This is a genomic window from Bacillus sp. 37MA (assembly GCF_000372765.1).
Lineage (GTDB): Bacteria > Bacillota > Bacilli > Bacillales > Domibacillaceae > Domibacillus > Domibacillus aminovorans.
Genome location: NZ_KB889752.1, coordinates 45,543 through 62,356, shown reverse-complemented (window position 1 = coordinate 62,356; position 16,814 = coordinate 45,543). Strand labels below are relative to the sequence as shown.

At 40.8% G+C, this 16,814-nt stretch carries 23 protein-coding genes; 10 read left to right on the top strand and 13 right to left on the bottom strand.

Annotated elements, in window-relative coordinates:
• Positions 1 to 4: 4 nt before the first annotated feature.
• Together A3M5_RS0100350 and A3M5_RS0100345 are read right to left on the bottom strand one after the other, a co-directional pair.
• The gene (locus A3M5_RS0100350; protein ID WP_018391760.1) at positions 5 to 586 is read right to left on the bottom strand and encodes a TVP38/TMEM64 family protein; all 582 of its coding nucleotides are present in this window, start codon (positions 584 to 586) and stop codon (positions 5 to 7) included.
• Positions 587 to 609: 23 nt separating this feature from the next.
• Positions 610 to 1,206 carry a competence protein ComK gene (locus A3M5_RS0100345; RefSeq protein WP_018391759.1) on the bottom strand — a complete coding sequence of 199 codons (597 nt, stop codon included), beginning with the start codon at positions 1,204 to 1,206 and terminating at the stop codon, positions 610 to 612.
• 168 nt (positions 1,207 to 1,374) lie between these two features.
• On the opposite strand from A3M5_RS0100345, the gene A3M5_RS0100340 reads away from it, so the two are divergent.
• Positions 1,375 to 1,608, top strand: coding sequence for an IDEAL domain-containing protein (locus tag A3M5_RS0100340; protein ID WP_018391758.1), 234 nt, complete (start codon positions 1,375 to 1,377; stop codon positions 1,606 to 1,608).
• Positions 1,609 to 1,703: 95 nt separating this feature from the next.
• Here the strand turns inward: A3M5_RS0100340 and A3M5_RS21850 are convergent, their stop codons facing one another.
• The 3 genes from A3M5_RS21850 to A3M5_RS0100325 form a co-directional block, all read right to left on the bottom strand.
• A complete protein-coding gene (locus A3M5_RS21850; RefSeq protein WP_018391757.1) occupies positions 1,704 to 1,886 on the bottom strand; it encodes a hypothetical protein in 183 nt (60 codons plus the stop codon).
• Complete coding sequence (locus A3M5_RS26325) at positions 1,870 to 2,001, bottom strand: hypothetical protein (RefSeq protein ID WP_018391756.1); 132 nt, start codon at positions 1,999 to 2,001, stop codon at positions 1,870 to 1,872. The genes A3M5_RS21850 and A3M5_RS26325 overlap by 17 nt, the downstream gene beginning before the upstream one ends.
• Before the next feature lie 82 nt (positions 2,002 to 2,083).
• Positions 2,084 to 2,818 (bottom strand): MBL fold metallo-hydrolase, encoded by a 735-nt coding sequence (locus tag A3M5_RS0100325; RefSeq protein ID WP_026221525.1) that lies wholly within the window; start codon positions 2,816 to 2,818, stop codon positions 2,084 to 2,086.
• A 219-nt stretch (positions 2,819 to 3,037) separates the two neighbouring features.
• On the opposite strand from A3M5_RS0100325, the gene yhfH reads away from it, so the two are divergent.
• Positions 3,038 to 3,172 carry a protein YhfH gene (yhfH, locus tag A3M5_RS24145; protein ID WP_073712355.1) on the top strand — a complete coding sequence of 45 codons (135 nt, stop codon included), beginning with the start codon at positions 3,038 to 3,040 and terminating at the stop codon, positions 3,170 to 3,172.
• 172 nt (positions 3,173 to 3,344) lie between these two features.
• Here the strand turns inward: yhfH and A3M5_RS0100320 are convergent, their stop codons facing one another.
• The 4 genes from A3M5_RS0100320 to hemE form a co-directional block, all read right to left on the bottom strand.
• Positions 3,345 to 5,627: a YhgE/Pip domain-containing protein gene (locus A3M5_RS0100320; RefSeq protein ID WP_018391754.1), complete on the bottom strand. Its 2,283-nt coding sequence runs from the start codon at positions 5,625 to 5,627 to the stop codon at positions 3,345 to 3,347.
• Between the two features lie 75 nt (positions 5,628 to 5,702).
• Positions 5,703 to 6,275 carry a TetR/AcrR family transcriptional regulator gene (locus tag A3M5_RS0100315; protein ID WP_018391753.1) on the bottom strand — a complete coding sequence of 191 codons (573 nt, stop codon included), beginning with the start codon at positions 6,273 to 6,275 and terminating at the stop codon, positions 5,703 to 5,705.
• 273 nt (positions 6,276 to 6,548) lie between these two features.
• Entirely contained in the window at positions 6,549 to 7,493 is a 945-nt protein-coding gene (gene hemH, locus A3M5_RS0100310; protein ID WP_018391752.1) for a ferrochelatase, read from the bottom strand.
• A gap of 72 nt (positions 7,494 to 7,565) precedes the next feature.
• Positions 7,566 to 8,630, bottom strand: a complete 1,065-nt coding sequence (gene hemE, locus A3M5_RS0100305; protein ID WP_502685406.1) for a uroporphyrinogen decarboxylase — start codon at positions 8,628 to 8,630, stop codon at positions 7,566 to 7,568.
• 146 nt (positions 8,631 to 8,776) lie between these two features.
• Here hemE and A3M5_RS0100300 point away from each other — a divergent pair, with 146 nt between their 5' ends.
• A complete protein-coding gene (locus A3M5_RS0100300; protein ID WP_018391750.1) occupies positions 8,777 to 9,286 on the top strand; it encodes an antibiotic biosynthesis monooxygenase family protein in 510 nt (169 codons plus the stop codon).
• A 21-nt stretch (positions 9,287 to 9,307) separates the two neighbouring features.
• On the opposite strand, the gene A3M5_RS21845 is transcribed toward A3M5_RS0100300, so the two are convergent.
• From A3M5_RS21845 to A3M5_RS0100285, 3 genes are read right to left on the bottom strand one after another with little or no spacing between them, the layout of a single operon-like run.
• A complete protein-coding gene (locus A3M5_RS21845) occupies positions 9,308 to 9,886 on the bottom strand; it encodes a phosphatase PAP2 family protein (protein WP_018391749.1) in 579 nt (192 codons plus the stop codon).
• Positions 9,883 to 11,097 carry an ABC transporter permease gene (locus A3M5_RS0100290; protein ID WP_018391748.1) on the bottom strand — a complete coding sequence of 405 codons (1,215 nt, stop codon included), beginning with the start codon at positions 11,095 to 11,097 and terminating at the stop codon, positions 9,883 to 9,885. The genes A3M5_RS21845 and A3M5_RS0100290 overlap by 4 nt, the downstream gene beginning before the upstream one ends.
• On the bottom strand, positions 11,094 to 11,831 hold the full coding sequence (locus A3M5_RS0100285; RefSeq protein WP_018391747.1) for an ABC transporter ATP-binding protein: 738 nt from the start codon (positions 11,829 to 11,831) through the stop codon (positions 11,094 to 11,096). Before A3M5_RS0100285 ends, A3M5_RS0100290 begins: the two co-directional genes overlap by 4 nt.
• 126 nt (positions 11,832 to 11,957) lie before the next feature.
• Here A3M5_RS0100285 and A3M5_RS0100280 point away from each other — a divergent pair, with 126 nt between their 5' ends.
• The 6 genes from A3M5_RS0100280 to A3M5_RS0100255 all read left to right on the top strand — a co-directional run bounded on the left by A3M5_RS0100280 (position 11,958) and on the right by A3M5_RS0100255 (position 15,508).
• Positions 11,958 to 12,368, top strand: coding sequence for an HIT family protein (locus A3M5_RS0100280; protein WP_018391746.1), 411 nt, complete (start codon positions 11,958 to 11,960; stop codon positions 12,366 to 12,368).
• 99 nt (positions 12,369 to 12,467) lie between these two features.
• The gene (locus A3M5_RS21840) at positions 12,468 to 12,836 is read left to right on the top strand and encodes a YtxH domain-containing protein (RefSeq protein WP_018391745.1); all 369 of its coding nucleotides are present in this window, start codon (positions 12,468 to 12,470) and stop codon (positions 12,834 to 12,836) included.
• 173 nt (positions 12,837 to 13,009) lie between these two features.
• Positions 13,010 to 13,582: an HTH-type transcriptional regulator Hpr gene (locus A3M5_RS0100270; RefSeq protein WP_018391744.1), complete on the top strand. Its 573-nt coding sequence runs from the start codon at positions 13,010 to 13,012 to the stop codon at positions 13,580 to 13,582.
• Positions 13,583 to 13,687: 105 nt separating this feature from the next.
• Positions 13,688 to 14,236: a DUF3267 domain-containing protein gene (locus A3M5_RS0100265; RefSeq protein ID WP_018391743.1), complete on the top strand. Its 549-nt coding sequence runs from the start codon at positions 13,688 to 13,690 to the stop codon at positions 14,234 to 14,236.
• Between the two features lie 79 nt (positions 14,237 to 14,315).
• Positions 14,316 to 14,504, top strand: coding sequence for a hypothetical protein (locus tag A3M5_RS0100260; RefSeq protein ID WP_018391742.1), 189 nt, complete (start codon positions 14,316 to 14,318; stop codon positions 14,502 to 14,504).
• A 110-nt stretch (positions 14,505 to 14,614) separates the two neighbouring features.
• A complete protein-coding gene (locus A3M5_RS0100255) occupies positions 14,615 to 15,508 on the top strand; it encodes a peptidylprolyl isomerase (RefSeq protein ID WP_018391741.1) in 894 nt (297 codons plus the stop codon).
• Positions 15,509 to 15,532: 24 nt separating this feature from the next.
• Here A3M5_RS0100255 and yhaM read toward each other — a convergent pair whose 3' ends face one another.
• A complete protein-coding gene (gene yhaM, locus A3M5_RS0100250) occupies positions 15,533 to 16,477 on the bottom strand; it encodes a 3'-5' exoribonuclease YhaM (protein WP_018391740.1) in 945 nt (314 codons plus the stop codon).
• Positions 16,478 to 16,609: 132 nt separating this feature from the next.
• On the opposite strand from yhaM, the gene A3M5_RS0100245 reads away from it, so the two are divergent.
• A complete protein-coding gene (locus tag A3M5_RS0100245) occupies positions 16,610 to 16,789 on the top strand; it encodes a YhzD family protein (RefSeq protein ID WP_018391739.1) in 180 nt (59 codons plus the stop codon).
• Positions 16,790 to 16,814: the final 25 nt, after the last annotated feature.

The window sequence follows — 16,814 nt, the reverse complement described above, 5'->3', positions numbered from 1 at the left end:
GCTTTCATTTTTCAAGTCGCTTTTCCAATTGTTTGCCGCCAAACCAGAGGGCGATCATAATACTAGCGATAACAGCGGTTCTGCCAGGCTGATGAATGAGTGCGGCCACATCATATCCAACATAACTAATCGTGAAGATCATGACTGTTTTCCCAGCCATCACAGCAAGCAAATATTGAACGATGCTAATTCTCGACAAACCGGCCACGATGTTCACAATAGCAGATGGTGTAAAGGGAAAACAAAGCAACAAAAACACCGGTGCAAACCCGTGGCGGTCTACCCAATTCATCATTTTACTTATCTGCTTATTTTTTTGCAAAAAGGAGAAAAACTTTTCGCGTCCATACCGGCGGATTAATAGAAAAACAATAAATGAACCGGTTACAGCACCACCCCATGAAATGAAAAAGCCGAACCACAGCCCGAACGCGTTCACATTGGCAAGAACGAATGCGAACAGCGGCAAGAACGGTAAAAATGCTTCTAAAAGCGGCAGGAGAAAGCCAGGTAACGGTCCAAACGATTCATATTGATTAATCCAATCCATGATTCTTTCTGTTGATAACCATTCACTCAAGTTCATTCTTTAAATCCCTTTCAATTCAATCAACGTTTCAAATCTTTTCCCTGTTCCCTTTCTGTCCAATCCGAAAACGAAATAATCATTCTTTTTTTGCCCTGTACCCATTTTTTGCGTTCCACTTTCTCTATCTTACCGTTGAACGTAATTATTTTCGTTCTTTTTTGAAGTTCGTTTGCTAGTGCCAATTGACTGAATGCGACATGCATCGAAACATTCACGATTACTTTTTGTCCATCTTTAAACAGAACTTCTGTCTTTTTCTTGTCGATAATTTTTAATTCCTTTACGTGAAATAAAGATATCCATACACAATCAGGTTTTAAATGTGAAACAATCGGGAAGAGATAAATACCTTCGATGTGATCAATCACAATAGGAACTTTCGATTTAGTGCCAAGCAGCAGCTTTGATGCTTCCCTTCTCCCATCGTAAGTAGACAAGTGATGGAGACAGCTCTTCTGAATAATGGTTAATGCTTTCTCGTTCATTAAAACCGGCTTCTTGTTGCTTTCATACATCCATGTACACGCACTCTCACCAAATTGGACTGGTTTTAACATCAGTGTTTCCGACTGTACAAGAAGTAGTTTTTCAGCCTGTTTTAATGGATTTCTTGTCATCTTGCTCATCCTTTTCACCTGAATTGTTCTCACATTTTCATGTTACCATGCCGGTGTTATTTTTGTCCCTTTTGCCACAAGATTTAATTTTCAAAAAATTATAAACTTTCTGTTGATTAGTTGCTTAAAATTTCATATAATATAAAAAAGGTATCCGAGGTGATTAAAATGGAGAACAATAATTATTTTGCCGAAATGATGAAGTCCCCGATGCCCCGTGAAAAAGAAAAAACAGTGATGAGTGAATTTATCGATAACTTTCTTAAGGATATTTTATACAAAAAAGAAAAAGCACTTTTAATGGATAAAATTGATCATTCTCTTGATAACGACGATCGTTCAACATTTATGACACTTTCAGGTGAATTAAAGCAGTTAGAAAAGGGCCATCATACATCATAATTTCCTTCAAACAAAATGAATGCCTCAATAATTCAACAAAAAAAAGCCCCGTATCTATTTGATACGGGTGCTTTTAAACGCGTACATCCTCTTTTTTATAACATTGATAAAATCGTTAAATTCCCAATAGAACCGAGTACTGCAAAAATAATGTTAACACCCGTAAAGGCAATTAGAAATGCAGCCGCTGCTCCGGCGATGCCAAACCAACTATTTTCATGAAACGTTGGTATACCCGAAAAAAAATGAAAGCTCTGCGCTTTACGCCAGCAGACCATATGTGAGCGCTGCCGGGATGTATCCGATAGCAATGCTGTTGTATCCCATAGCAATGCCAATCCCTGCGTACAACCCTTCTTTAAATCCGCCGTATTTCGCAACTAGCGCTGCCATTTTTCTTCCTCCCAGCTTTCATTCCCAACAAATTATATCGCTTTGCTCCTACTTCGACAACAAAAAAGCCGCAACCGGCGACTTATAATCCAATCTCCAAATATTCATGTGCCAGTACGATCGTACCCTCAAACAGTTGAGCTGCTTCCTCTTTTAACTGTTTGATATCACCGAAATGTGGCAAGTGTGTTAAGACCAGTGTGCGAACTCCGGCTTTTTGGGCGATGATACCCGCTTCTTCTGACGTCATATGACCAGCGGAAGTACCGTCCATTCCTTTATATAAATTACTTTCTGCAAGCAATATGTCTGCTCCCTTTGCAAATTCGATCATTTCTTCTTTGTAAGCTGTATCTGCTGTGTACACAATCGTATGACCGTTTGCTTCAAATCGCATGGCGAAGCAGGGAACCGAATGATTTGTTTTCAATAATGTGACTACAAAAGGACCGATTTGAATCGCCTCATCAGGATGATAGGCTACGCCTGTGGTCATCTTTTTGTATGTAAGTGTGCTAAAGCCTTCACTCTCTTGATGACCATAAATAGGCAACGGTTCTTCACGTGTTTTCATTGTAAATGAATCAATAAGCAGTGCGTGCTGAAGTACACCAATGTCCGCAATGTGATCAGCGTGGTAATGTGACAAAATGACCGCGTCCAGTGCGGCAGGTTTTGTGTAGTTTTGCAGTTTGGATAAGACACCGCTTCCGCAGTCAAGCAATAATTGAAAGCCGTCTTCGTTAATTAAATAGCCGCTGCTCGCTTCGTTTACTTTTGGAAAACCGCCCCAGCAGCCAATAACCGTTATTTTCATGTTCATTTCTCCCCGCTTTTTATCCCACATTAATAGGTAGTAACTACCTCCACTTCAAGAATTCAAAAAGAATTGTATGTAGTTTCACTTTAACTTTATACTATTCCCTTTTACATAAAAATTAAAATAGATTTTCAAAAAATAGTTGACGAAACCTCATCTGTTATAATACAATTAAACCATCAAATAAAACAGTTATATAACAAGGGAGAGAGACACATGATCAAAAGCATCGTTGAATTTTTCAAAAACTTACCCGCAAAAGAATGCGCAAACTGCGGCTTATACATTGAAGAGCAGCATGACTGCTATAGCAATATATGTCCTACTTGCTCAAATATTAAAGACATTTAATAGACTTGCTAACATATTTCATATAAAACACCGGCCAAGGCGCAGCCGGTGTTTTTTGCTGTTTAATGATTCATATGGCTTGCCCTATCACAATCCATTTCCGCATAAATAATATGTGTGAAATAATTATGGAAATTATTTAGAAAGAAAAAAAGACGGCTATTTGCCATCTTTAAACTGTTTCAAATCGACCATACTGCCGCTTAAATTGACCGCGGAAATAAATCGCTGTCAACGTCATATTAAACAACGCAAACCCGATTAAGACCGCTGCGTTTTGCCACATAAAGGCGTAATCACCACTTGATATAACCGCCCGGAATGCATCAATCGAATACGCCATCGGCAGTAGTCTGTTTATATGCTGCAGAGCATTCGGAATAAGTTCAAGCGGGAATGTACCGCCGCTCGCTGTCAATTGGCTGATTAAAATTAAGACCGCAATAAAACGGCCCGGATTGCCAAGAATCGTGGCGAGCATTTGAATCAGCGTCATAAACGATACACTTACAATGACCGCCATAAGGAAAAAGCGTGGCACACTTTGCACATGAAGATCGAGTCCAATTAGCAAAAAGATCGTGGCCGCCATCGCCTGTACAAACCCTACAAGAACAAATACGCCTAGTTTTCCTGCAAACCAGGATCGTGCACTTTTCGGCTGCATCAGTGGTTCTTTCAATGAAAAAATAATCGTCAGCATAATCGCTCCAACAAATAAACCAAGTGATAGCATGTAAGGCGCCATGCCCGTTCCATAGTTCGGCACGTCATGAAAAGCTTTCTTGTCTACAGTGACCGGTTCCGCCATCATGTCGTACGTCTTGTCATCTGTCTGAACATCGCCTGCTTCTTCCGCTGCTTTTATCAGCTCATCTTGCAGTTCTTTCGTGCCTTTTTCAAGTTCAATAGATCCCGAAACAAGTTCTACGGATCCATTCGCCAGCTTGTCGGCTCCGTCTGCCCATTCATGCGAGCCACCTGCAAGTTCAGTCAAGCCATCGGATAAATCCTTGGCGCCTTTCGCAAGCGTATCAGAGCCTTTTTTTGCTTCATTTAACTTCTCCGCCATCGTATTTAATCCAGTCACAAGATCCTGCTCACCGATTTGAAGCTGTGCTGCACCTGTATTTATACGTCCTGCGCCTGCTGCCAGTTCTCCGATTCCCGATTGAAGCTGCATCTGTCCATCTTGTATATCGCCGAGACTATTTGACAACTGGTCCATATTTTCTGTTAAAGCACGGGATACAGATTGATTGATCTCGTTTGCACCGGATGCAAGTTGACCGCTGCCCGTTTGCAATTCATCAAATCCCGCTTCAATGCTAGCATTCATTTTCTCCTGATTCGCTTTCATGGATACTTCCATTGCTGCCATCTGTTCTCCCGTCATTACTTGTGCTAAAATCGGCTGCAACTGTTCCATCTGCTCCGTTTGAGCAGCGCTAATCTGATTTTTCAATTCTTCTTCAAACTGCGTCATGCCAGTAGTCAAATTAGCAGCACTGGCCGCGATCATGCCTGTACCTTCTGACAGAACAGGCAGTTTTTCACGAAGTTGATCCACACCTGTTTTTACAGACGACGTGCCTTCCTTTAATTCCGTCATTCTTCCATTTACCTTGTTAAGGCCTGTTTCAAGTTCAGCAACACCCGAAGTCAGCTTTTCTGTTCCCGTTTGCAGCTGTTTGCCACCATCGATAAGTTGTGATTGCCCTTCACTAAGTTGTACGAATCCATTGGATAACTGATCAGCTCCCATTGCGACATCTTTGGATCCTTCACTTGCTTTTTCAATACCTGATGAAAATGTTACTGAACTATTTGCCAATGTTTCTAGATTTTTTTTCAATTTATTCGTACCGTCTGTCATTTTCAACGCACCTTCATCAAGTTTACCTGCGCCGTCTCCTGCTTCTACGTAACCGTCACCCATTTTCTTTATGTTATCAAACATTGTTTCAGCATATGTTTTCGTTACGCTCTTCTGTAATGATGCGCGAATTTCTTTCATCGCGGACTGGCCAATTTGTGACGAAACGAAATTATAACTTTCATTCGGAATATACGTTAATTCAAGCTTTTCCGGCTTTTCGTCCATTAACGTTGTCGCATTTTCCGAGAAATTTTTTGGAATTTCAATGACCATATAATATTCCTGCTGTTCAAGTCCATCCTGCGCTTCTTCCAATGTCACGAAATGAAAATCAAAATTTCTGTTTTCGCGTAATTCCTTTTCCAGTTCGTCCCCGAGATCCAATTGTTCTCCTTCAAAGTCTGCGCCCGCGTCGCTATTGACAACCGCAACCGGCAGCCGGTCAAGATGTCCATAAGGATCCCAAAATGCCCATAAAAACACACCTGAATAAAGGAGTGGAATCATCATAACGGCAATCACGGAAATGAGCAGCATCCGGCTTTTCATAATCTCTTTTATTTCTTTTATAAACATATAAATACCCCCCAAATATAAAAATGACTATTTTGTTCATATGGTCACTTTTATTTAAAAATAAAAGGACAGGCATTAGATTGCCAACCCTTCAAAGACGTACAATTCAAACAAACGGGCAATTTCTTCTTTACTTAGCGCTCTGCCGCGCCGCTCCCAATCAACGACAAGCGTGACATAAAGCTTCAGCATAATAAACGCCGCAATTTCGGGGTCGCACTGCTTAATTTCATTCCTATCAACCGCCGCTGATACTCGATTCTTAATATAGCCGACAATGGCGTCTTCCATTTTTCTCACCGCGTCAATCACGGCCGGCGTGCCCATTTCTTTTTCCTCCTGGAACAACTTTACAGCCAGCTGATGTTTCGTGCGGAACTGAAGCATTTCAAATAAAGCACAATGTACATTTTCATGAAAAGAATGCGTCTCTTGAACGACCGATTCTGCCGCCTGTTTCATTTCTTGGATAAGTGTTGTCATAATGTCTTCAAACAGTTCTTCCTTATTTTTGAAAAACGTATAAATGGTTCCTTTGCCGACGCCCGCAAGTTTGGCGACTTGATCCATCGTCGTCGCTTTGTAGCCAAACAATGTAAATGATTTTGTTGCTGCTTCGATAATGAATCTTTTACGATCAACTGCCATTCATTCCACCTCATTTTGACCAAAATAACAAATTGGTCATTTCGTTCAAAATTTATTTTACGTCTTTTCTTATTTCTTGTCAATGTAAAAAAGGGCTATTCAAAAAGTCAGAGATTATCTAACCCGAACAGCCCTTTTTCACAACCCATTTTCTTTTTTTAGCGACGAATGGATACTTTTCTGCGACAAACATTTGGTTTAAGAAATAAGCTAATAATCCTGCCGCCGGTATTCACTACTTTTTTACAATTTTATTCTACAAAATTCGCCTTTTTAACGTTCGGCGTTTTCTTTCAAATGTTTCATGACAATATCACCGAGCGCTTCAATAAACTCTGGACGCGCATTCGGCATAGCTGGGCGATAATAGGCTGCACCCACTTCATCTGTGACGACTTTGCATTCGTAATCATTATCATATAGTACTTCAAGGTGATCCGCTATAAATCCCGCAGGCACATACATAAACGCTTTATATTTATTCGTTTTATACAAATCACGCGTTAAATCCTGCACATCTGGGCCGATCCATGGCTCCGGCGTATTACCGGCACTTTGCCAGCCAACTGCATAACGTTCGACGCCTGCAGCACCTGCCAAAAGATCTGCTGTCTCTTTTAACTGATCAGGATATGGGTCACCCGCTGCAATAATTTTTTCCGGCAAACTATGTGCTGAAACGATTAAGACGAAATGCTCTTTTTCTTCTTCTGTCATTGAATCGACCGTTTCTTTAATTTTGTCTGACCAGTATTGAATAAATTTCGGCTCATGATACCAGCTTTCAATCGATGTAATCGACGGTCCTCCAATTTTCGCTGACTCTTCCACAGCACGGTCATTGTATGACTTTACGCTGAACGTCGAGAAGTGCGGCGCAAGAACGATAGATACCGCTTCTTCAATGCCATCGTTTTTCATTTGCCCTACAGCATCTTCAATAAACGGTTCAATGTGCTTTAAGCCAATATACATTTTGAATTCAATTTCATCTTGCATCTTATTTAAAAACGCCTCAAGTTCTGTTGCTTGTTCTTCCGTAATTTTTGCAAGAGGAGAAATGCCACCTATCGCTTTGTAGCGGCTTTTCAAGTCATCTAGCATGTCATCTGACGGTTTGCGGCCGTGACGAATGTGCGTGTAGTAGCGTTCAATATCTTCTTCTTTATAAGGCGTGCCATACGCCATTACAAGTAGACCCATTTTTTTCTTTATCATATATATCCACCTCATTATTGATTAGTTCTCTTTATTTTGACACGAACGAACTTCTAGTTCAAAGAAGAATGCTTATTTTGCGCTATATTCATGAATAAATGATGTTAAACGCTTTAATGTATCCGGACTTACTTCAGGGAAAACACCGTGTCCAAGGTTAAAAATATGCCCTGGAGCAGCCAACCCTTGATCCAAAATTGCTTTCACACGCTCTTCAATCACTTCCCAAGGAGCCAACAAAAGGGATGGGTCAAGGTTACCCTGCAACGTTTTCGTCAAGCCCATCGCCCGTGCTTCCTTGATCTGCAGACGCCAGTCAAGGCCTACAACATCAACTGGGAGATCATGCCATTCCCTCGCGAGATGGCTCGCACCAACACCGAACGTAATAAGCGGTACATTTTCACTGCGCAGTTCGCTGAAAATACGCTCCATAATTGGTTTAATAAATGTACGGTAATCGGCAACGTTTAATGCGCCGACCCATGAGTCAAAAATTTGAATCGCTTTTGCGCCTGCCTTTACTTGCGCACGCACATATGTCACCGTCATGTCTGCAAGTTTATCCATAAGCGCAAACCAGGCTTTTGGCTCTGTATACATAAAAGCTTTCGTTTTATTGTAGTTTTTTGATGGGCCGCCTTCGATCATATAACTAGCAAGTGTAAATGGTGCACCAGCAAATCCGATAAGCGGCACATTTAGCTGCTCTTGCGTTAACAATTTAATCGTGTCAAGAACGTATGGAACATCACTTTCAGGATCGATTTGGCCAAGCTTTTCCACGTCTGCTACAGAGCGAACAGGATTCGAAATAACGGGGCCAATACCTGATTTAATATCGACATCCACACCAATGGCAGGCAGCGGTGACATAATGTCTTTGTATAAAATTGCTGCGTCCACATTGTACTCCTCAACCGGCAAACGTGTCACATACGCACAAATTTCCGGTTGATGGGTAATTTCAAATAATGAATATTTTTCTTTTAACTTTCGGTACTCCGGCTGCGAACGGCCTGCCTGTCGCATGTACCAAACCGGTGTATATTTCGTTTTTTCTCCCCGTGCCGCTTTTAAAAAAGTCTCATTAATTTGCCTCATCTTGATTAATTGCCACCTTTCACCGATTAACATAACTATTGCCTATTATAGCCCACCATCTCAATGTTTTCACTATAAGGATGCTTTGTTCGAAAATTTGCCAAATGAACCTGTCCACAAGTGTTAAAATTGGAAGAAAGGGTTTACATTGCGGTATAATACTTGTTGAGGTGATTAGGATGAATGTATACATTACAAACGGAACGTACGATTTCTTGAAAACGATTCAAACGAAGCATACAGCAGAAAAGATCGTGCTGATGGAAGGTACAGATGGAGCCGCTCTCGTTCATGAATCGAATGGGAAAAGCGTGTTTGAATCACCGCGCCGCTATGAAGTGGTCGATGGTGCCGGGAATATAGAGGATCGTGGCTATGTTGTGTTGAATAACATTCCTGTTACAGATGAAGGCCGTCCGTTATTTGAACATCGATTTAAAAACCGGGCTGGAGCCATTGAGAATGAACCCGGTTTCATCTCAATGCGCGTATTGCGTCCGCTTGACTCGGATACGTACGTCGTTTTCGCGCAATGGGAAGACGTAAAAGCATTTAATAATTGGAAAACATCAGATGCCTTCAATCACGCACATAAAAAACGTGGAACACAAGATGGTCCTGATAAACAGCCAAATATTTTCTCTGGTCCCTCTTATTTGAAGACCTATACGATTCCTAAAGAAGATTAATGACCAAAAAAGCTGCCTGCATTAGGCAGCTTTTTTGGGTAAACGACGGTTAAGGATCGAAGCGAGCAAAAAGTAGATGGCTGCACCGAGCAGCCAGCCTGCTGCTGCATCCGTTGCATAGTGCGCTTTTTCGGCGACCCGGCTTATGCCTGATAAAAAAGCTAAAAGCAATGCCGCACTGTACGCGATCCTTTTTTTGTTTGTATAAATCGATAGAAAATATGCGAGCAGCAAATAGAAAATGATACTGACCATTGCATGTCCACTGACAAAGCTAAATCCATCTTCACCATGTGGGAAAGCCGGACGCTCTCTCGCGACCCATTCTTTTAATGCTTTATTTAATATGTTACCGCCACCCACACCGATCAAAATTGCAATGGCACCGATAATATTGCGCTTCCAAGCAAGAAAGCAAATAAGCAGAACGGCTCCCCCGCCCAGTATCATTTCTGAGCCTAGAAATGAAAAGATTGGTAAGAAAGAGTTTTCGCCCAATATTTGAAATGTGTGATCATCTAATATCCCTGCCCACTCTGACTCCCACCCTGTTAATATAATGACAAATAATATGAGGCACACCAATCCACCCCAAATCATCGGACACTACTCATTTTTTCCAGCCTAGAAGGGGCATATATTTTCGTAAAAAAGATAGAAAAGACGAGTGAAGCAGCGAGTACGATCACTGCACCGGACAGCGTTCCATTTATGATGGAAAGCCCGCCGAAAAGAATAGACTGTATCAACATGACACACATCAGTAACTTTTGCACCGCTGCTTTTTTTTCAGTATTACCTGCCGGATAAAGACGCGGCCAGATGATATAATCGTGACGTACCGCAATCGGCATCAGCTGAAAGCCGGTTAAATAGAGGAACAAAAGTGCTGCAATGAGCTGTACAGCCATCGTGCCGCTAAACAAAATAATAAATACTGCAATAATCGTTAAGCGAATGTACAAGCCAAAATATTCATTCATCCGCACAAAAGTCCTGAATAGCAAATACGTGTGTGTCCCGTTTTGCGGACCTGGTAATAGTCCGTCGAGCCACGCCCGCCGGCTCACAGTCCCGCGTAAATGCGGCACATCGGTAAACATATTAGCAATTCGGTAAAAACTAGCCAGCCTTTTTTCTTCCAGCTCCGCAAGCAATTCCCACTTAAGCGGGCGATTGCCCTGACGACCCATATGGAAAAGCCAGAGCAGCATGAAAAAGACAGCTAGTCCGGCAATGGCCATATAGCCGGAAAACAAAGCATATAAAAGCGCAAAATTTTGCAAAAGTCGTACGACCAGATCAATCATCCGCTTTTCATTAGACGGTAAATTAAGTGCTTCCAGCCGGCAAAATAAATTCCAAAGCTTAGCAGCCAGAAGCACCACCAGAAAGACAAAAAAGCTTCCAAATCCAGTCTGTTTCACAGCGGCATACATCGGCATTGAAAACGCAAGTAATGCCACTAAAACATAAATTTGTGCGGCAAAGCTCGTCCATACAGCTTTTTGCAAATAGGGTTTCATTTCTTCTTCAAGTGGCAATAAATACACTGTATCCGGCCGCTTTATGTACGTATATACCGGACTCCACACAAGGACAATAGCTAACACAACCGCCATTAAAAGCGGGGCTGGAAACGTTTCATCAATTGTTTGCACCCAGCCGCTGTAATAATAAAGAATGGCACCGAGCGCGAAGACGAGGACGAATAATAAATGATCATTTAACATGTAGCGCGTATATTTGCGGACTTCAGCGTAATACGACGCGACTCGTTCTTTAAAAAGCGCATCTGCTGAAAACTTCATAGCGATTCTTCCTTCGTTAACTCTACATAAATATCATCAAGCGCGGCTCCTGGCATACTGAACTCACGGCGCAGCTCGTCCATCGTCCCTTTCGCCCGTACACGTCCTTCATGCAAAATAATAAATTTATCGCAATACTTTTCCGCCGTCGCAAGAATGTGTGTCGACATTAAAATGCCTGCACCGCCGTCTTTCATTTTGCCCATCCAGTCGAGCAGTGAGCGAATACCGAGCGGATCAAGTCCAACGAACGGTTCATCAATAATGTAAAGCGCCGGTTCAGTTAAAAACGCGCCCATAATCATGACTTTTTGCTTCATTCCTTTTGAAAAATGAGCGGGAAACCATTTCATTTTCGATTCTAATCTAAATTCTTTTAAAAGGGGTCCAATTCTTTTTTTATAATCTGACTCCGACAATCCGTATGCCATCGCCGTAAGCCTCATATGTTCTTCCAATGTTAATTCATCATATAAAACGGGCGTCTCCGGCACGAATGAAAATTGACGGCGGTATTCAGACGGATTTTTTTCAAGTGTCTGTCCTTTAATCGTCACCTGTCCTTTTACTGGTTCCATCAAACCAATAATATGTTTAATTGCTGTACTTTTGCCGGCACCGTTCAAACCAATGAGTCCGACAATTTCATTTTTACTGACGTCAAATGAAACATCATGCAGCACCGGTTTACGTGTGTAGCCACCGGTCAAATCCTTTACTGTTAATAAAGACATATCACGCGTCCTCTCCTTCTTATCCATTAACTGTATTGTATCAAAAAGAGAGACAGTACACACAGTTTCCCGTCCTGTCATTGTGTGCTAAAATTTTGATAATGAACCTTAAAGGAGTGTTTGATAATGAATGATTGTATTTTTTGCAAAATTGTAAACGGTGACATCCCCTCCGCAAAAGTGTATGAAGATGAGCACGTTTATGCATTTCTAGACATTAGCCAAGTGACAAAAGGCCATACACTCGTTATTCCAAAAGTACATAAAGAAAATATTTTTGAACTGATGCCTAATATGACTGCTCCTTTGTTTGAATCCGTCAAAAAAGTTGCAGACGCGATCCAAGCTACTTTTTCACCGAAAGGGCTTAATTTACTTAATAATAACGGTGAAACAGCCGGTCAAACAGTATTTCACTATCACATTCATTTAATCCCACGTTACGGATCCAATGATGGTTTTCATCCTGTTTTCAAAGAGAATGATGAATCATACGATTTAAAAGAAATCGCGGCATCCATAAGCACTCACCTGTAACGAAGCAATTTTACACGTTTGTAAAAGATGGGATTCGGGAAGAGCTATTCTATACATGTATGCAGTTTGGCTATAGAAATGATTAATGAGGTGAAAGTATTGAATAAAAAGTCTTTATGTATAGGATTATTAACAGGCCTCGCAGCAGGTGCAGCAACTGCTCTTTTAAATACACCTTCGAGCGGTCGTGAAACGCGCGGCAAGATGAAAGATGCACAAGTCTCAGCGAAATTAACTGCGCTGGAAGTAAAAGATAATGCCGGTCAAGTAAAGGAATCCATTAAGCGCCTCATTGATGCCGCAAAACAGGATGTACCGGAAGTGATCAGTAATGTTAAAGTGAACGCCGCACTTTGGAAAGAAAGTATAGCACCAAACAAACAGGCGCTGCAATCTGAAATTGTTCGCCTTCAAAAAACAGTAGAAGATTTACAAGAAAGTCTTCCACACCCTGCTCCAAAGAAGTAAAAAAGCGCGCAGAAGATGATGTAAATCCTCTGCGTGTTTTTTTTATTTTCATCTATTTCGAAAATTTCGTGAATTAAACTCTTTCTATTTTTTTATTTTATTGGCATAATATAAATCAATTAGTCTATTTGATTTGGAACGGGATAGGGAAAATAAAAAAAGAAGGTGCAAATATGTCAAATCATCAATATACGATGAAAGAAGCGTTTATGTTCAGTCAGCGTATGGCACAATTGTCTAAAGCACTATGGAAAGCCGTTGAAAAAGATTGGCAGCGCTGGATTAAACCGTACGATTTAAACATTAATGAACATCATATTCTTTGGATTGCGTATCATTTAAAAGGTGCCTCCATAACGGACGTTGCGAACTTCGGCGTGATGCACGTATCGACCGCTTTTAATTTTTCGAAAAAACTGGAAGAGCGCGGATTTTTAACTTTTTCTAAAAAAGAAGAAGATAAACGAAACACGTACATCGAAATTACAAAAGAAGGCGAGCAGCTGATTTTCGACTTAATGGAGCAATATGACCCCGAAACAAACCTTGTGTTTTCAGGCAGTGAACCGCTTCGTGAATTGTTCGGGAAATTCCCAGATCTCGCCGAACTGATGGCTATTATTAAAAATATTTACGGTGATGACTTCATGGACATTTTTGAAACATCTATCCATAATATTGAAAAAGACTTTAATGAGGAGAGCGGAAAATTAAAGCAGGCAACACAAACAAAAACATCCAGTTAAGCAACGAGCAGTCCTGATGTTTTTATTTTTATAAAAATTACACTTGCTTTTTAAGCTCTTCCGTCGTAAATTATGTATTATTATGTACGGCGGAGGTTATGTTTTATGAAGTGCTGGCGAATTTATAATTTCGAAAAAACATATGGTTTTAATAAACTGTTTTTCGTTTCATTTGTGACGACGATGATTGTTTTTTCACTCGCCTTTTCATCTATGCAGTCTTATTATTCAGAGCCACTACATGCAACAGGTTTTGCCTGGTTTGCTGCCGGCCTTCTCGCGGTTTATCCGCTTCATAAATTGATCCACCTCCTCTCAGTGGTCACACTTCGTCCAAAAATGACGTGGGAGCTAAAGTATTCTTTTTTGCCAGTTTTAACCGTGACTACTCGAAAACCGGTCTCTAAAAACCGATTTATTATTTGCTTAATATTGCCATTTCTCATTATGACGCCCTTTCTTTTAGGCAGTGCAGCACTATTGCCGCACTATTTACACTATTTCACAATAGCTGCGGCTTTTCATACCGGCATTTGTTCATTTGATTTTCTTTATTTAAAGACGATTGTCTCATGCCCTAAGGACTCGATCATCGAAGAAGATATGGATGGATTTGAGATTTTAATTCCCGATGAACCACCCGCCTGGCGTTGACGCCGGCGGGTTCTGTTTTCATTTTAGACAACAGTTTGATATAGTAATTGATACAGGAGAAAAAGGGGGAGGTTATACTGTGATTGCGCTTATGATTACATTTGTTATTTTTTCAATATTTATTTTGTTCCATATAAATCGAATGACGAACTTACTATGTATCCAAAAAGAAATTCCAGAAGAGCGCCATAAAAAAATTTTCCGGACAGTGAATATTTTAATCGTCATCTTGCTGTCCACTTCTTACATTGAAATACTATACGTCTAGATCCGCCTTTCCTTTTCCATGTTCTTGAATTATGTTATAGTTGTTTGTGATATCTAGACTAAAATTTCTGTCACGATACGACAGATGATAACTAGGGAGTTGTTATTTGGATGAAGAAATGGGCACTACCTCTTTCACTAGCAGCGGGTGTTCTCGCACTTTCTGGCTGCAATGGAGACGGCAACGTCATCGCAACATCAAAAGCAGGCGACGTTACCGACATGGAATTGTATGCAGAAATGAAGGAAAAATACGGTCCACAAATGGAGCAGGCACTGCAAGAATTAATGCAGAAAAAAGTCCTCTCTGAAAACTATGAGGTAACAGATGAAGAGCTGGAAAAAGAAATGAAAACAGCAAAAGAACAGCTCGGCGATCAGTATGAAATGTTTTTAGCACAATATAGCCTTGACGAAGAAGGCTTTAAAGAATTTTTGAAGCTTGAACTTCTCCGTGAAAAAGCAGCGCTCGCTGACGTAAAAATAACAGATGATGAAGTGAAAAAATATTACGATGCTTGGCAGCCTGATATTAATGTAAGCCACATTCTCGTTGAAGATGAAGCGAAAGCGAAAGAAGTACAGCAAAAGCTCGCTGATGGTGGGGACTTTGCCAAACTTGCTAAAGAATATTCAACCGATCCTGGTTCAGCTGAAAATGGTGGAAGCCTCGGCTGGATTGATAACGCAGGACGTGCACAGTTCGTTCCTGAGTTTACAAAAGCACTTGGCACATTAAAAGTAAATGAAGTGAGTAAACCTGTAAAGTCCGATTATGGTTATCACATCATTAAAATTACAAAACAAAAAGAAAAAGGCTCTTTCGAAGACATGAAAGATCAGATGACAAATGAATTGAAAAAATCCAAAATCGATTCTGATACTCTTCAAACAAAGCTCGATGAAGAAATGAAAGCAGCAGATGTGAAAGTCACAGATGAAGACTTAAAAGGCGCATTTGAAACAGAAGATGACGCAACATCAAAATCAAAAGAAGCAAAATAAAAAAGCACCTTCACGGGTGCTTTTTTATTTTATAAACAGTGGTTTATAAAAAGATCGGTTATCAAGTGGAAAAATACGCTCGGAAAACTCACCGGGCTTCGTTCGTTCCATCGCTCGGTCAAGCATATTCATTTTCGCATCGAGGTTATCAATATAATGGAGCATTTCTGCTTCCTTAATCATCGGCGGCTTCGGACTCCCCCATTCCGCTTTCCCATGGTGGGACAAGACCACATGTTGAAGGACCATCACTTCTTCTCCTTCAATGCCAAGCTCTTTCGCCATCTGGCCGATTTCATTTACCATAATGGAAATATGGCCAATCAAGTTCCCTTCCGCTGTATATGTCGTCGCGACTGGACCCGATAATTCTGTTACTTTGCCAAGATCATGTAAAATAACGCCAGCATAAAGTAAATCACGATCCAATGATGGATAAAGATCCGCGACGGATTTCGCTAGCTTTAGCATCGATACAACGTGATACGCAAGACCAGATACAAATTCATGATGATTTTTCGTAGCAGCTGGGTATTCAAGAAATGGTTGATAGTATTTTTTCAATAAAGAACGGGTAATGCGCTGTATATGCGGATTTTTCATTTCAAAAATAAACTGCGTAATCGTCTCGGCCATTTCTTCCTGGCTAAGCGGAGCTGTTTCGACAAAGTCTCCTGCATCCATTCCATCTTGCTGTGATGCCGGGCGAATTTGACGAAGTTTCAACTGCATCCGTCCGCGGTAATTTTGAATGTCACCCGCTACTTTTACAATGGTCTGCGGTGCATACATTTTTACGGTCTCATCTTTTGCATCCCACAATTTCGCTTCAATTTCTCCACTCGTATCTTGCAGCATAAGCGTTAAATATGGATTTCCATTCACGGCTGTACTTTTGACAGCCGATCTGATCATTAAAAAGCAATCCACGCTTTCGCCTGCTTCATACTGTGTAATTCCTTTATCCAAGACGTCACCCTCCTCTTTACACTCTTCTGCTAATTATAGCACAGATCATACGTTCTTTTAATAAAGATCATGCTTTTTTCTTCACTGAAAATCGTATACAATAATCGTATCACGTCTACAAGGGGATTGAAAATGTATAAACTAACTGTTTTTAAAAAAGACGGAAAAAAATTGCTTGATCAATCTTTTGAAGCCAAAACGGATGATGAAGCGAAAGATCGAGGTTCACAAATTTTACACGCGCATGCATATGAAAATTATACCTATCGTTGTACATCCCCCGAAGGAAAATTACTTCTTTTCCATGAATAGAAGGAAGCGCGTTCAAAAAATTGAA